At 60.2% G+C, this 14517-nt stretch carries 11 protein-coding genes; 10 read left to right on the top strand and 1 reads right to left on the bottom strand.

The window, feature by feature from the left end; all coding sequences use genetic code 11:
* Positions 1 to 192: 192 nt before the first annotated feature.
* From BMY54_RS11700 to BMY54_RS11725, 6 genes are read left to right on the top strand one after another with little or no spacing between them, the layout of a single operon-like run.
* Positions 193 to 978, top strand: a complete 786-nt coding sequence (locus tag BMY54_RS11700; protein WP_093432397.1) for an enoyl-CoA hydratase — start codon at positions 193 to 195, stop codon at positions 976 to 978.
* Between the two features lie 3 nt (positions 979 to 981).
* The gene (locus BMY54_RS11705; protein ID WP_093432400.1) at positions 982 to 2511 is read left to right on the top strand and encodes a 3-hydroxyacyl-CoA dehydrogenase; all 1530 of its coding nucleotides are present in this window, start codon (positions 982 to 984) and stop codon (positions 2509 to 2511) included.
* Positions 2512 to 2535: 24 nt separating this feature from the next.
* Positions 2536 to 3738 (top strand): 3-oxoadipyl-CoA thiolase, encoded by a 1203-nt coding sequence (locus BMY54_RS11710; RefSeq protein WP_093432406.1) that lies wholly within the window; start codon positions 2536 to 2538, stop codon positions 3736 to 3738.
* Between the two features lie 24 nt (positions 3739 to 3762).
* A complete protein-coding gene (locus BMY54_RS11715; protein ID WP_093432409.1) occupies positions 3763 to 5001 on the top strand; it encodes a CaiB/BaiF CoA transferase family protein in 1239 nt (412 codons plus the stop codon).
* Between the two features lie 58 nt (positions 5002 to 5059).
* On the top strand, positions 5060 to 5809 hold the full coding sequence (locus BMY54_RS11720) for an electron transfer flavoprotein subunit beta/FixA family protein (protein WP_093432412.1): 750 nt from the start codon (positions 5060 to 5062) through the stop codon (positions 5807 to 5809).
* A gap of 15 nt (positions 5810 to 5824) precedes the next feature.
* Entirely contained in the window at positions 5825 to 6754 is a 930-nt protein-coding gene (locus BMY54_RS11725) for an electron transfer flavoprotein subunit alpha/FixB family protein (RefSeq protein WP_093432415.1), read from the top strand.
* 42 nt (positions 6755 to 6796) lie between these two features.
* On the opposite strand, the gene BMY54_RS11730 is transcribed toward BMY54_RS11725, so the two are convergent.
* On the bottom strand, positions 6797 to 8665 hold the full coding sequence (locus tag BMY54_RS11730) for a sigma-54-dependent Fis family transcriptional regulator (RefSeq protein WP_093432418.1): 1869 nt from the start codon (positions 8663 to 8665) through the stop codon (positions 6797 to 6799).
* A 313-nt stretch (positions 8666 to 8978) separates the two neighbouring features.
* On the opposite strand from BMY54_RS11730, the gene BMY54_RS11735 reads away from it, so the two are divergent.
* From BMY54_RS11735 to BMY54_RS11750, 4 genes are all read left to right on the top strand, one after another.
* The gene (locus tag BMY54_RS11735) at positions 8979 to 9779 is read left to right on the top strand and encodes an SDR family NAD(P)-dependent oxidoreductase (RefSeq protein ID WP_093432421.1); all 801 of its coding nucleotides are present in this window, start codon (positions 8979 to 8981) and stop codon (positions 9777 to 9779) included.
* A 126-nt stretch (positions 9780 to 9905) separates the two neighbouring features.
* Positions 9906 to 11585 (top strand): flavin-containing monooxygenase, encoded by a 1680-nt coding sequence (locus BMY54_RS11740; RefSeq protein WP_093432423.1) that lies wholly within the window; start codon positions 9906 to 9908, stop codon positions 11583 to 11585.
* Positions 11582 to 13030 carry an NADP-dependent succinate-semialdehyde dehydrogenase gene (gene gabD, locus BMY54_RS11745; RefSeq protein ID WP_093432426.1) on the top strand — a complete coding sequence of 483 codons (1449 nt, stop codon included), beginning with the start codon at positions 11582 to 11584 and terminating at the stop codon, positions 13028 to 13030. Before BMY54_RS11740 ends, gabD begins: the two co-directional genes overlap by 4 nt.
* 113 nt (positions 13031 to 13143) lie before the next feature.
* Positions 13144 to 14475: a carbohydrate porin gene (locus BMY54_RS11750; protein ID WP_093432428.1), complete on the top strand. Its 1332-nt coding sequence runs from the start codon at positions 13144 to 13146 to the stop codon at positions 14473 to 14475.
* Positions 14476 to 14517: the final 42 nt, after the last annotated feature.

Below are 14517 nucleotides of genomic sequence, written 5' to 3' on the forward strand. Positions count from 1 at the left end.
TTCGCTTGGCGAAATTATATTCGCTTGCGTTAAAAAAACAAATGGCTTTGTTGTTTGTGGCTAAATACCAGTAATCATTGGGTTTTGTTAGATTTTTCGTGTTTTATGTTTACAGAGAATTGGAAGCCTCCCTATGATGGATCGTAATTACGGTACTCAGTTTCGTCTGGCGAAACAATATAAGAGGTTGCTATGAACTCCCAACCAGAACCGGTCGTGCATGTAGAGATTCGCGAGGATGGCGTCGCTGTCGTACGTATTGAACGGCCCGAAGTCAAGAACGCCCTTAACAGCGCAGTACGTGAGCAACTGGCCGAGAGCTTTCGCGCGCTATCCGTTGATGCGCGGGTACGTTCGATTGTCCTCACTGGCGGCGAACAGTGCTTCGTCGCCGGCGCCGACATCCGCGAGTTCGCCCAGGCCAGCCCGATAGAGATGTACCGTCGTCACACGGAATACCTCTGGGATGCCATCGCTCGTTGCCCTAAGCCGGTGATCGCCGCAGTCAACGGTTTTGCCCTGGGTGGCGGCTGCGAGCTGGCGATGCACTGCGACATTATTGTCGCCGGGCAATCGGCGCGCTTTGGCCAGCCTGAGGTCAAGCTCGGCCTGATGCCAGGCGCAGGGGGGACGCAACGGCTGATCCGTGCGGTCGGTAAGTTCCAGGCCATGCGTATCGCGCTGACGGGCTGCCTGGTGCCCGCGCCCGAGGCGCTTGCAATGGGCATGGTCAGCGAGGTGGTGAGTGATGAGCGTACGTTGCCGCGCGCGCTTGAGCTCGCATCAGAGATTGCCGCATTGCCACCGTTGGCGGTTGCGCAGATCAAGGAAGTGATGTTGCTCGGTGCCGACTTACCCCTGGACAGTGCGCTGGCCTTGGAACGTAAGGCGTTCCAGTTGCTGTTTGACTCGCGGGATCAAAAGGAGGGTGCCAACGCCTTCCTGGAAAAACGCAAAGCCAGCTTTTCGGGGGAATGACCCATGACACGTGAAATCAAGCGCATGGCGGTGGTGGGTGCCGGCGTCATGGGCACCGGCATTGCCCAGATCGCAGCCCAGGCAGGTGTTGAAGTCTTGCTGTTCGACAACCGCGAGGGCGCCGCCGAGGCCGCTCGCGCAAACTTGGGGCAGACCCTGGATAAGCTGGTTGCCAAGGGCAAGGTTCCCGGCAGCGATGCCCAGGCAACACTTGAGCGTTTGCGGGTGGCGACGGCTTTAACCGAGCTCAGCGATGTTGACCTGGTGGTGGAAGCCATTATTGAGCGCCTGGATGCCAAACAGGCCTTGCTGGCCCAACTTGAAGCGGTGGTGCGCGATGACTGCATATTGGCCACCAACACCTCATCGCTGTCCGTGACCAGCATCGCGCGTGAGTGCAAGCACCCGGAACGTGTGGCGGGCTTTCACTTCTTCAACCCGGTACCGCTGATGAAGGTGGTGGAGGTCATCGATGGCTTGGCCAGCGATCCGCGCGTCGGCGACAGCTTGCAAGCGCTGGCTACGCGGATGGGACATCGCGGGATCCGGGCCAAGGACACCCCCGGTTTTATCATCAACCACGCCGGGCGTGCCTACAGCACCGAAGCCCTGCAGATACTCAAGGAATGCGTAGCGGAACCCGCAGAGATTGACCGCATCCTGCGTGAAGGCTTGGGGTTCCGCATGGGGCCGCTGGAGTTGTTCGACCTTACGGCGCTGGATGTGTCCCACCCGGTGATCGAGTCAATCTACAACCAGTTCTACCAGGAACCGCGTTATCGTCCGGCCGCGCTGACCCGCCAGATGCTCGAGGCGGGGTATGTCGGGCGTAAGGTTGGGCGTGGTTTCTACCGGTATGTCGATGGCCAGAGGGTGGATGCGCCCGAGCCGCAGGCCGTACCTACTGTGGAGGCGTTTCCGCCCGTCTGGCTGGGTACCGAAAACGACAATGACCGCGCCAGCTTGAGCGCATTGCTGGAGCAACTCGGCGCACAGGTAGAGCAGGGGGCCACACCGTCGGATGATGCGTTGTGCCTGCTGGCACCGTATGGGGATGACGCCACTCGCGCGGCGCAACGCTTTGCCACCGACCCGACCCGTACCGTTTGCATCGACCCGCTGCTCGACTGCACTCGTTACCGCACCCTGATGCTGACCCCCACCACCCGCGTCGACCTGCGCAATGCCGCACACGCATTGCTGGCACGCGATGGTGTGGGTGTCAGCGTGATCAATGACAGTGTCGGCTTTGTGGCCCAGCGGGTGCTGGCGATGATCGTCAACCTGGCGGGCGATATCGTGCAACAACGCATTGCCAGCGTCGAAGACCTGGACGAAGGCGTGCGCCGGGGGCTGGGTTACCCGCAAGGGCCATTGGCCTGGGGGGACAGCGTCGGGCCCCGGCGTTTGCTGACTATCCTGGAGCGCATGACTGAACTGACCGGTGACCCTCGTTACCGACCTGGCCCGTGGCTGCGCCGTCGTGCGGCACTCAGCCTGTCGCTGTGCCATCCCGAACCGACCCTGACTTGATCCCTTAACGCTTAGGAAACTGCCATGCTCAACGCTTATATTTTTGCAGGGTTGCGCACGCCTTTCGGTCGCCACGCTGGCGCGCTGGCGCCCGTGCGGCCCGATGATCTTGCGGCCCATGTTATCCGGGAATTGCTGGCTCGCTATGCCATCCCTGGCGATGCCATCGAAGACGTGATCCTTGGTAATACCAACCAGGCCGGTGAAGACAGCCGCAATATTGCGCGTCACGCTGCGCTGCTCGCCGGTTTGCCTGTGACGGTGCCGGGGCAGACGATCAATCGGCTGTGCGCCAGTGGGCTGGCTGCCGTAATCGATGCCGCCCGGGCTGTTACCTGTCAGGAAGGCGAACTGTTCGTTGCCGGCGGGGTGGAGAGCATGTCCCGGGCTCCCTTCGTGATGGCCAAAGCAGAGGCGGCCTACAGCCGCGATTTCACCGTGTTCGACAGCACCATCGGCGCACGCTTTCCCAACCCGAGGATTGTGTCCGAGTTCGGTAACGACAGCATGCCGCAGACCGGCGACAACGTGGCCCAGGAGTACGGCATTGACCGGACGCAGGCCGATGTTTTTGCTGCGCGTTCCCAGGCGAATTACCACGCCGCACGCCAGCGCGGTTTCTTCAACGACGAACTCCTCGGTGTAAGTGTCCCCACTGGTCGGAAGACGCCGCCCAACCTGGTCGAGCAAGACGAGCACCCACGCCCACAATCCGACCTTGCGGCCCTCACGCGCCTAAGCCCTTTGCACGAAGGTGGTGTGGTCACCGCCGGCAACGCTTCAGGTGTAAACGATGGGGCGGCGGCACTGCTGATCGGTACTGCCGCCGCCGGTGAGCGCCACGGGTTAGTGCCTATGGCGCGAATTCTGTCGAGCGCCGCCGCAGGTGTTGCGCCGCGCATCATGGGCGTCGGCCCGGTGGAGGCGATCAACAAAGCCTTGGCCCGCGCCGGCCTGACGCTGGCGGACATGGATATCATCGAAATCAACGAAGCGTTTGCCAGCCAGGTGCTCGGTTGTCTAAAGGGGCTGGGCCTTGCGCTTGACGATCCTCGGGTCAACCCCAACGGTGGCGCGATCGCGGTGGGCCACCCACTGGGTGCCTCAGGCGCGCGCTTGGCGCTGAGTACCGCGCGGGCGTTGCAGGAAAGCGGAAAACGCTTCGCCGTGGTCAGTCTGTGTATCGGTGTCGGCCAAGGGCTGGCGATGGTTATCGAGCGCGTGTGAACGCTCAAGTAAAGGTGAAATGACATGGGTGCTTTGACTGGATACCGCGTGCTCGACTTGAGCCGTGTACTTGCCGGGCCCTGGTGCGGGCAAACCCTTGCCGACCTCGGCGCGGAAGTGATCAAGGTGGAACGGCCAGGCGTCGGTGACGACACCCGCGGCTGGGGGCCGCCCTGGATGAAAGGCCAGAGCGACGAGCTGACCTCTGAGGCCTCCTATTATCAGTCGACCAATCGCGGCAAGTTATCGGTGGCGCTCAACTTGGCCAGCCCGGAAGGGCAGGCGTTGGTGCGTGCCCTGGCGACCGATTGCGACGTGCTGATCGAAAACTACAAGGCCGGTTCCCTGGCCAAGTATGGGTTGGATTACGCGTCGCTGGCGGAGTTGAACCCACGCTTGGTGTACTGCTCCGTCACCGGTTTCGGGCAGACCGGCCCGCGTGCTGCCGAGCCCGGTTACGACTTTATCGTGCAGGGCATCGGCGGGCTGATGAGCATCACCGGGGAACGCGATGACTTGCCCGGTGGCGGACCGCAAAAGGTCGGCGTGGCTTTTTCCGACCTGATGACCGGGTTGTATTCCACGGTGGCGATCCAGGCGGCGCTGCTTAGCCGGGAAAAGACCGGGGTCGGTCAGCATATCGATATGGCGTTGCTGGATGTGCAGGTTGCCACCCTGTGCAACCAGAGTCAGAACTACCTGGCCTCCGGCAAGCCGCCTGGGCGATATGGCAATGCTCACGCCAATATCGTGCCGTATCAGGTATTCCGCGCCAGTGACCAGGACTTCATCATCGCCTGCGGCAACGACTCGCAATTCGTCGCGTTGTGCGAGGCCATTGACCTCGCACACCTGCCTGAAGACCCACGCTTCACGCGTAACGCCGACCGTGTGGCCAATCGCGAAGCGATTATCGAAATCTTGTCTCGGCATTTCCTTGAGGGGCGTGCGCAGGCATGGATCGATCGTATTCACCCTAGGGGTGTGCCAATAGGCGCGATCAACAGCATCGCCCAGGCGCTGGATGAGCCTCAGGTCAAGGCGCGCAATATGCTGGTGACGATACCCCATCCGCTGAAGGCCGATTTCGTGACCGTCGGCAGCCCGATCAAGCTGTCGGGTACGCCGGTGGAATACCTGCGCCCGGCGCCGATGCTCGGTGAGCATACGGATGAAGTGCTTAAGCGTCAGTTGGGGTTGGACGACGAGCGCCTGGCGCAACTGAAGGCCAGCGGCGTGATTGAGCAGTTGGGCTCGCGCTGATTCGCTTTCCCGGCGCGCCGAACCCGAGCCGGGCTCTTTTTTTGCAATGGAGTTTTCCATGAAAGTCCTCGTAGCCATCAAGCGGGTGGTCGACTACAACGTCAAGGTCCGGGTTAAAGCGGACAACTCAGGCGTCGATCTTGCGAATGTAAAAATGTCGATGAACCCATTCTGTGAAATCGCCGTGGAAGAAGCCGTACGCCTTAAAGAGAAAGGCGTGGCGACTGAAATCGTCGTCGTCTCCATTGGCCCGCCCACTGCTCAAGAGCAACTGCGCACAGCGCTGGCTTTGGGTGCCGACCGCGCCATCCTCGTCGAATCCGCTGAAGAACTGACCTCCCTGGCCGTTGCCAAGCTGCTTAAAGCGATTGTCGACAAGGAACAGCCACCGCTGGTGATCCTCGGCAAACAGGCCATCGACAGCGACAACAACCAGACTGGCCAGATGTTGGCTGCGCTGACCGGTTATGGCCAGGGCACCTTCGCTTCCAAAGTCGAAGTGAGCGGCAACAGCGTAGCTGTGACCCGTGAAATTGACGGCGGCGCACAGACCGTTTCCCTGAAGCTGCCGGCCATCGTCACCACCGACTTGCGTTTGAACGAGCCGCGCTACGCGTCCCTGCCAAACATCATGAAAGCCAAGAAGAAGCCTCTCGAAGTGCTGACTCCTGACGCTTTGGGCGTTTCCACCGCCTCCACCAACAAGACCGTGAAAGTCGAAGCGCCTGCTGCACGCAGCGCGGGTATCAAGGTCAAGTCGGTGGCTGAACTGGTCGAGAAACTGAAAAACGAAGCGAAGGTGCTTTGAGTTAAGGAGCCAGAAATGACTATCTTGGTTATTGCAGAACACGACAACAAAGTGCTGGCCCCGGCCACGCTGAACACCGTTGCGGCTGCCGTTAAAATCGGCGGTGACATCCATGTGCTGGTTGCAGGCCAGGGCGCTGGCGCCGTGGCTGAAGCCGCAGCGAAAATCGCTGGCGTGGCTAAAGTGCTGGTGGCCGACAACGCCGCTTACGCTCACCAGTTGCCGGAAAACGTCGCTCCTCTGGTTGCAGAGCTTGGCGCTGGCTACAGCCACATCCTGGCTGCCGCTACCTCCAACGGCAAAAACATCCTGCCACGCGTTGCCGCGCAGCTGGACGTTGACCAGATCTCCGAGATCGTTTCGGTAGAAAGCGCCGACACCTTCAAGCGCCCGATCTACGCCGGTAACGCCATTGCGACTGTACAGTCCACTGCTTCGGTCAAAGTCATCACCGTACGTGCCACCGGTTTCGACCCGGTTGCCGCCGAAGGTGGTTCGGCTGCCGTTGAAGCCGTCTCCGCTGCCCACGACGCTGGCACTTCCAGCTTTGTTGGCGAAGAGCTGGCCAAGTCGGATCGCCCTGAGTTGACCGCTGCCAAGATCGTCGTTTCCGGCGGCCGTGGCATGCAGAACGGTGACAACTTCAAGCACCTGTACGCCCTGGCCGACAAGCTGGGTGCTGCGGTCGGCGCATCCCGCGCGGCCGTCGACGCCGGTTTCGTACCCAACGACATGCAGGTCGGCCAGACCGGCAAGATCGTTGCGCCACAGCTGTACATCGCCGTCGGTATCTCCGGCGCGATCCAGCACTTGGCCGGTATGAAAGACTCCAAAGTGATCGTCGCGATCAACAAGGACGAAGAAGCACCGATCTTCCAGGTGGCTGATTACGGCCTGGTGGCGGACTTGTTCGAAGCCGTCCCGGCGCTGCAGCAGGCGCTGTAAGAACCTGTCGGTAGGCGAGCGAAGAGCCCGCCTGCCGCAGGCTCAGTTGTACGAGCCCTTGCCGGGCATTTTGATGCCATGCAGGTTCACTTTGCGGTACAGCGTTGCACGGGAGATCCCCAGGTCTTGCGCGGCCAACAGGGGTTTCCAGCGATTGCGCACAAGCGTGTCGATCAACGCCTGGCGCTCCGGGCTGCCGCTGACGGTCTCCTGGGCTTTTACCGGCGCACTCGCGCCGAGCGTTACTGGCAGATCATCCACCCCGATCACCTGGCTTTTACACACGGCGCAGGCGTATCGCAGCACGTGATGCAGTTGCCGCATGTTGCCCGGCCAGCTGTAATTCAAGAGCATCTCCAGTGCAGCTTCGCTCAGTTCCAGGCGCTCGCCCGAGCGCTGGCATTCGTCGTCCAACTGTGTGTTGATCAACGCCAGTTTGTCTTTGCGTTCGCGCAGCGGCGGAATATCGAAGCGCGCACCACTCAGGCGGAAAAACAGGTCTTCACGAAAGCTGCCGGTTTCAACCAGCGTGGCAATATCGCGGTGGCTGGCACAAATCACCTGAATATCGATGGGCTGGGTGCGCGCACCGCCCAAGGGCGCCACTTCACCTTCGCTGAGTACGCGCAATAGGCGGGTTTGCAGGGCTAGGGGCATGTCGCCGATTTCATCGAGAAACAAAGTGCCGCCGTCGGCCTGCTGCAACAGGCCTCGCATGCCTTTGGTTGAGGCGCCGGTAAAGGCGCCAGCAGCATAACCAAACAATTCACTCTCTATCAGGCTCTCGGGAATCGCCGCACAGTTCACCGCGACAAAGGGCTTGTCCCGACGTTTGCTGGCGGCATGCAGTTGCAGAGCAAAAAACTCCTTGCCCGCACCGGTCTCACCATGGATCAACACAGGCAAACCACGATCCTTGACCCGTACCGCCAGCTCCATTGCCTGCGCAACCTTGGGGTCCAGCGCTGATGCCGGGTGGCTGGCCACTGGGGCTCTGATGGGGCGGCGGGGTGACTTGAGTCGCACATGCAACCCCATCGACGGCAGAAAGTGGAGGCTGTCATCCCCGGCTGCGGGCAGCTTGGCTGAGGTGAAGGCTTCGTCAATATGCGCGGGGATTCGGCCACAGCGCTGTAACAGCAGGCGCCGCGCGGCGGGGTTGAGCGCCTCTATGCGGCCATCCCGGTCCCAGGCGAACAGGCATTGCGGCTGGCTGTCGACATAACCGGGCAAGGGGTGCGCCCGTAATACCCACAGGTCTTGGGTGCTGTACATGAAGTAGGCATTTTCGAGCTCTGTGGCGCTTTGAATGACCATTTGCCGAATCAGATGCTGGCTGCGCCGGTCATCTGGAGCACGCACTGAAGACACGTCCAATACCGCCAGGATCTCGCCGCTGGGGGAGAATATCGGCGCCGCAGAGCAGGTATTGCCAATAAACGCTGCACGGAAATGATCAAGCTTGTGCACGGTGATCGGCAATTTGTCGATTAACACCGCGCTGACCGCTGTCGTGCCTTCTTCCTTTTCCGACCAGCATGTGCCGACGTCCATGCCGGAGCGACGGTACTCGCCGCGCAGGGCCGAGTCGATCCGGTAGTCGACGGTACATCCCAGCGTATCGGTGAGCATCACGCAGTAGTCGGCGTCGCGTACGCGGCTGTGCAGCCGCGACATTTCATCACCGGCCAGGTGCAGGAAATCGTCGACACGCTGGCGATGCTCATTGATCTGGTGAGCCTCCAGCACCCTCGGGCCCTGTAAAGACCCCGGGTCGAGCTTGTAGTGCTGTACCGAGCGACGCCAGGAATCGAGGATGGCATTCGGCACCGGCAGAGTCGGGGCATTCTGGGCAGTGCGCAATACGCGACTCACGTGTTCCACATGAGTCTTCGAAAAACCAGAGGACATGGTACCTCCGAAGGTTAGATCTTATTTTTCTGTTGATGGCCATTAAAGGCGGCTTGGCCACTCCCTTCAAGCTGAATCCGTCAGCCGGTGTCGGTGAGACATAACCGCTCAGTATTCGCAGCGTCCCACGTGAGACTGGAGCGGTTATGTCTTGCGACAGCCAGTGGGGCGATTGCGATTAATCAAGCATTGAGCCTTCTATTCCGGGCTTTGTGGCTGGATATAAAGGTGTTGGCATCCCACTTGCTCTGTCTGTCTCAGCAGGCCGCGTCGAACGGTCGCATCTCAACAACAATAACGACAGAGGCAGTACATGAGCGAATTCAACGCTGTGAATTTCTCCCTGAACGGCAAGGTTGCCCTGGTGACAGGCGCTGGCCGTGGCATTGGCCAGGGTATTGCGCTGAGCCTTGCCCAGGCGGGCGCAGACCTGGTGCTGGCCGATTACGATTTGGGGATCGCGCAAGAGGCTGCCGCCTTGGTCCAGGCCCTGGGGCGTCGGGCTGTGGCCCTGCAAGTTGACGTCAGCAAACCCGAGAGTGTCGCCAGTTTGATTGAGCAGGTCAGGGCGCAGTTTGGCCGCCTGGATGTGGCGGTCAACAACGCAGGCGTGGTGAGCCTCGGTCGGGTCGAAGAGCTGGCCGTCAGCGAGTGGGACCGCATTATGAACATCAACGCCCGTGGCGTATTCCTCTGCTGCCAGGCCGAACTCAAGTTGATGCGCGAGCACAACTTCGGCCGCATCATCAACCTGGCCTCGATTGCCGGCAAAGTCGGTTTCCCGGACCTCTCTCACTACAGCGCCTCCAAGTTCGCCGTGATCGGTTTTACCAACGCGTTTGCCAAGGAGGTTGCCCGCGAAGGCATCACGGTCAACGCCCTCTGCCCCGGTGTGGTGGGCACCGGAATGTGGCGCGGTGATGAGGGGCTTTCCGCGCGCTGGGCGCAACCGGGCGAAACCGAAGTGCAATCCTGGGAGCGGCACCAGTCCAGCCTGCTGCCTCAAGGGCAGGCGCAAACCGTCGAAGACATGGGCCAATTGGCCGTCTACCTGGCGTGCGCACCCCACGTTACCGGGCAGGCGATTGCTGTTGATGGCGGCTTCTCGCTCTAACTGACCCCGCTCACTTATCAATTTTACGTCCGCTGAATCCTTATTCAGGGGAGCGGATACGGCTTGCCTGCAACTTTGTTTTTGAGTTGCAACCCGCAGGCGCTTTGATCGAAACAGGAGAACATAATGACAACTACAGTTCTGGCCAAACGTTCCGTTGGCACCGACGTTATCAACTACGACGCCATTGTGATTGGTGCAGGTTTCGGCGGCATTTACATGCTCAAGAAATTGCGCGATGAACTGGGCTTGAAGGTGCGCGCCTTCGACAAGGCCGGTGGCATCGGCGGTACCTGGTTCTGGAACCGCTACCCCGGCGCGCTATCCGACAGTGAATCGTTCGTCTATTGCTTCTCCTGGGACCGCGAACTGTGCCAGGAATGGGACATCACCACGCGCTACCTGACCCAGCCGCAGATCCTGTCCTACCTGAACCACGCAGTGGATCGCCATGACCTGCGCCGCGATATCCAGCTTGAAACAGGCATTACCGCCGCCGTGTTCGACGAGCAGAGCAGCCGCTGGCTGGTCACGGCCGATGATGGTCATCAATACAGCGCCAAGTACCTGGTAACGGCGCTGGGCCTGTTGTCCGCAACGAATGTGCCCAAGATCAAAGGCCTCGACCAGTTCAAGGGGCACATGTATCACACCGCCAACTGGCCGGCCGATGCTGTGCTGGAAGGCAAGCGCGTAGGGGTAATCGGCACGGGTTCGACAGGGTGTCAGGTCATTACTGCGATCGCACCGACCGTCGGGCACCTGACCGTGTTCCAGCGCTCTGCGCAGTACACCGTGCCGGTGGGCAATGGTCCGGTCAGTCGCGACTACGTCGACGACATCAAACGCAATTATGACGCGATCTGGCAGGAGGTGCGGTCCTCGCGCTTGGCGTTCGGCTTCCCCGAAAGCGACATTCCCACCATGAGTGTTGATGCGGCTGAACGCAAAGCCATCTTCCAGCGCGCCTGGGACGGCGGCGGTGGCTTTCGCTACATGTTCCAGACCTTTAACGATATCGCCACCAGTGAAGAGGCCAATATCGAGGCGCAAAACTTCGTTCGCGAGAAAATCGCCGAGATCGTCAAGGATCCGGAAACAGCCCGCAAGTTGATGCCCCGCGATCTTTACGCCAAGCGCCCGCTGTGCGACAGCGGTTACTACGCTACCTTCAATCGGTCCAATGTGTCGCTGGTTGACGTCAAGGCCAACCCGATTGAAGAGATCACTGCCAAGGGCATTCGTACGGCAGATGGGGTTGAGCACGAACTCGATGTGCTGGTGTTTGCCACCGGTTTTGACGCTGTAGACGGCAACTACAAACGCATCGATATCCGTGGGCGTGACAACACCTCGATGAAGGATCACTGGGCTGACGGCCCATCCAGCTACCTGTCGGTGGCCACCGCCAAATTCCCGAATATGTTCATGATCCTGGGGCCTAACGGTCCGTTTACCAATCTTCCGCCGACGATTGAGACCGAAGTGGAATGGGTCTCCGATCTGGTTGGGTTCATGGAACAGAACGAATTGGCGTGCGTGGAGCCCTCTGCGCAAAGCGAGCAGGAATGGGGCAAGACCTGCCAGGATATTGCCGATCAGACGCTGTTCGCCAAGACCGATTCGTGGATCTTCGGTGCCAATATCCCCGGCAAAAGCAACAAGGTGTATTTCTACATGGGGGGATTGGGAGCCTTCAACGAACATTTGGCAGCGGTCAAGAACGATGACTACCGGGGCTTCAAGTTCAAGGCCGTCAGTGTCGAAGGCGCGACCAAGCGTCGCGTAACGGAGAACCTGCAATGAACTTGAACAACCCCGAACTCATGCGTCATCAAGCCTTTATCGACGGTGAATGGCTGGCTGCAGACAGCGAAGCCACGATCACAGTGAGCAACCCATCGACGGGCGCCACTATCGGCCAGGTGCCGCGCATGGGCAAGGCTGAAACACGCCGGGCCATCGCAGCGGCTGAGCACGCGTTGCCGGCCTGGCGTGAGCTTTCTGCCAAGGCACGCGCAAATACGTTGCGGCGCTGGTACGACTTGATTATCGAAAACCAGCATGACCTAGCGCACATCATGACGCTGGAACAGGGTAAGCCGCTGCCTGAAGCGCTGGGTGAAATCGTCTTCGCCGCGTCCTATATCGAGTGGTATGCGGAGGAAGCGAAGCGGGTCTACGGCGATATCATCCCAGGCGCAACGGACAAGCGTCTGCTGGTCATCAAGCAGCCCGTGGGTGTTTGCGCCGCCATTACTCCGTGGAACTTTCCCAGCGCAATGATCACCCGCAAAGCCGGTCCGGCGCTGGCCGCGGGTTGCACAATGGTCATCAAGCCAGCCTCCCAGACGCCGTTCTCGGCATTGGCGCTGGTGTACCTCGCCGAACAGGCAGGCATTCCCAAAGGTGTGCTGTCGGTGGTCACGGGTGCTGCGGCAGAGATTGCCGAGGAGCTGACCAGCAACCCGGTCGTACGCAAGATTTCCTTCACGGGGTCCACTGAGATCGGGCGCCAGATCATGGGAAAATGCGCTCACGACATCAAAAAAGTCTCTCTGGAACTGGGCGGCAACGCGCCCTTTATTGTATTCGACGATGCCGACCTGGACGCTGCCGTTGAGGGTGCGCTCGCTTCGAAGTTTCGCAATGCAGGGCAGACCTGCGTCTGCGCCAATCGCTTGTACGTGCATGACAAGGTGTATGACGCTTTCGTCGACAAACTGGCTTGCGCGGTGGGCGCTCTGAAGATTGGCGATGGTTTTAGCGAGGGCGTCACGCTTGGGCCGCTGATTGATGGCAAGGCCGTCGCCAAGGTACGCGAGCATATTGAGGATGCCTTGGCCAAAGGCGCCAAGGTAGTCCTGGGCGGTGGTGCACATACCCAGGGCGCCAATTTCTTTGAGCCCACGATCCTGGTGGATGTGCCGGACACCGCGCGCGTCGCCAAAGAGGAGACTTTCGGCCCGCTTGCACCGGTCTTTCGCTTCTTCGATGACGCCGAGGTCATCGCTAAAGCCAACGACACCGAGTTCGGCCTGGCGGCGTATTTCTACACCGCAAACCTGAGCCGGGTGTTTCGTTTGGGCGAGGCGCTGGAGTACGGCATCGTCGGAGTCAACACCGGCATTATCAGCTCCGAAGCCGCGCCGTTTGGTGGGGTCAAGGCGTCGGGTGTTGGCCGCGAAGGCTCCAAATACGGGCTGGAGGATTACCTGGAGATTAAATACCTGTGCCTGGCCGGCATTTGATCTGTAGCGCCCCATTTTTCAACTGATTGCTTTCTTGAGTGACCGCCAGGGCGCTGCCCTGCGGTCCGGTCAACGCTGTGTCGTAAAACATAAAAACAATAGGATAAATCGACATGAACATCGCTTGGAAATTGCCGCTGGGGCTCGGGCTCCTGTCATGCATCGCTGTGCCGGCCTCGGCGGACGACGCTTCCTCGAAATGGGGAACCGGAGATTGGGGCGGGGTACGCAGTGAGCTACTGGAGCAGGGCGTTGACGTGATCGTCGGTTACGTCGGCGAAGCTGCCACCAATGTCCACGGAGGCTATAACCATGACCGTACGGCGCGCTACACCGCGCAATGGGCACTGGGCACTCACCTGGACTTGCAAAAATTACTCGGCTGGAATGACGCAGAGTTCCAGCTGCTGGTGACGGAACGCAACGGCAACAACCTCTCCAACGAGCGCGTTTCCGATCCCCGCGCGCCACAACTCAGTTCGGTGCAGGAGGTGTGGGGCAGGGGACAGACCTGGCGCCTGACCCAGATGTGGTACCGCCAGAAATTTTTCAACAGCGCCCTGGATCTCAAGTTCGGCCGCGTGGGCGTCAACGAAGACTTCGCCAGTTTTCCCTGCGACTTCCAGAGTCTGTCGTTTTGCAGTGCCCCCATCGGCAACGTCGCCGGTGATGTCTGGTACAGCGGACCAGTGAGCCAGTGGGGCGGGCGCGTGCGCTATAACCTCGATGATCGCTGGGCGGTGCAGGTCGGGGTGTATGAGCAAAATCCGTCGTACCTGGAGACAGGCAACGGTTTCAAGCTCAGCGGCAGTGGCACCAAAGGCGCGTTGGTGCCGGTGGAGGTCATCTGGAAGCCAACCGTCGGTAAAGATGCCTTACCCGGTGAATACCGCTTGGGTTACTACCACAGCAGTGCCAGCGCCAACGATCTGTACGACGACGTCAACGGTAACCCGCAGGTGTTGACCGGCCAGGCGCCAAAGTCACGCAGCAGCAAACACGGCGCATGGATCATTGGCCAACAGCAGCTCACAACCCATAACGGCGATGCTTCGCGCGGTCTGAGTGTATTTGCCAGCCTGACCGTGCATGACAAAGCCACAAGTGGTATCGAAAGCTTCCAGAATATCGGCGCGGTCTACAAAGGCCCGTTTGATGCGCGGCCCCAAGATGACCTCGGCGTGGGTATCGCACGTCTCAAGGTCAATGACGACGTGACCAAGCGCCAGCGCCTTATCAACGACAGCACGGGCATCAGTGATTACGACGACCCACAGTACGTTCCTGTGCAGCACAGCGAATACAACATCGAACTTAATTACGGCGTACACGTGACCAACTGGCTGACCGTGCGCCCGAACGTGCAGTACGTGCGCAATCCAGGTGGCGTCTACGAGGTGGACAATGCCTGGGTCGCCGGTGTGAAGCTGCAGGCAAGCTTCTGAGCCTGGGCAGATGTGTGAGCAGTCTGTAACCCCCATCACGAA

Source organism: Pseudomonas sp. ok266, from assembly GCF_900110195.1.
Taxonomy (GTDB): Bacteria; Pseudomonadota; Gammaproteobacteria; order Pseudomonadales; family Pseudomonadaceae; genus Aquipseudomonas; species Aquipseudomonas neuropathica.

Bases quoted from the DNA above. Each gene is read 5' to 3' on its own strand.
- BMY54_RS11715 (WP_093432409.1), top strand. From the start codon at position 3,763: ATGGGTGCTTTGACTGGATACCGCGTGCTCGACTTGAGCCGTGTACTT.
- BMY54_RS11750 (WP_093432428.1), top strand. From the start codon at position 13,144: ATGAACATCGCTTGGAAATTGCCGCTGGGGCTCGGGCTCCTGTCATGC.
- BMY54_RS11700 (WP_093432397.1), top strand. From the start codon at position 193: ATGAACTCCCAACCAGAACCGGTCGTGCATGTAGAGATTCGCGAGGAT.
- BMY54_RS11740 (WP_093432423.1), top strand. From the start codon at position 9,906: ATGACAACTACAGTTCTGGCCAAACGTTCCGTTGGCACCGACGTTATC.
- BMY54_RS11735 (WP_093432421.1), top strand. From the start codon at position 8,979: ATGAGCGAATTCAACGCTGTGAATTTCTCCCTGAACGGCAAGGTTGCC.
- BMY54_RS11725 (WP_093432415.1), top strand. From the start codon at position 5,825: ATGACTATCTTGGTTATTGCAGAACACGACAACAAAGTGCTGGCCCCG.
- gabD (WP_093432426.1), top strand. From the start codon at position 11,582: ATGAACTTGAACAACCCCGAACTCATGCGTCATCAAGCCTTTATCGAC.
- BMY54_RS11705 (WP_093432400.1), top strand. From the start codon at position 982: ATGACACGTGAAATCAAGCGCATGGCGGTGGTGGGTGCCGGCGTCATG.
- BMY54_RS11730 (WP_093432418.1), bottom strand. From the start codon at position 8,665: ATGTCCTCTGGTTTTTCGAAGACTCATGTGGAACACGTGAGTCGCGTA.
- BMY54_RS11720 (WP_093432412.1), top strand. From the start codon at position 5,060: ATGAAAGTCCTCGTAGCCATCAAGCGGGTGGTCGACTACAACGTCAAG.
- BMY54_RS11710 (WP_093432406.1), top strand. From the start codon at position 2,536: ATGCTCAACGCTTATATTTTTGCAGGGTTGCGCACGCCTTTCGGTCGC.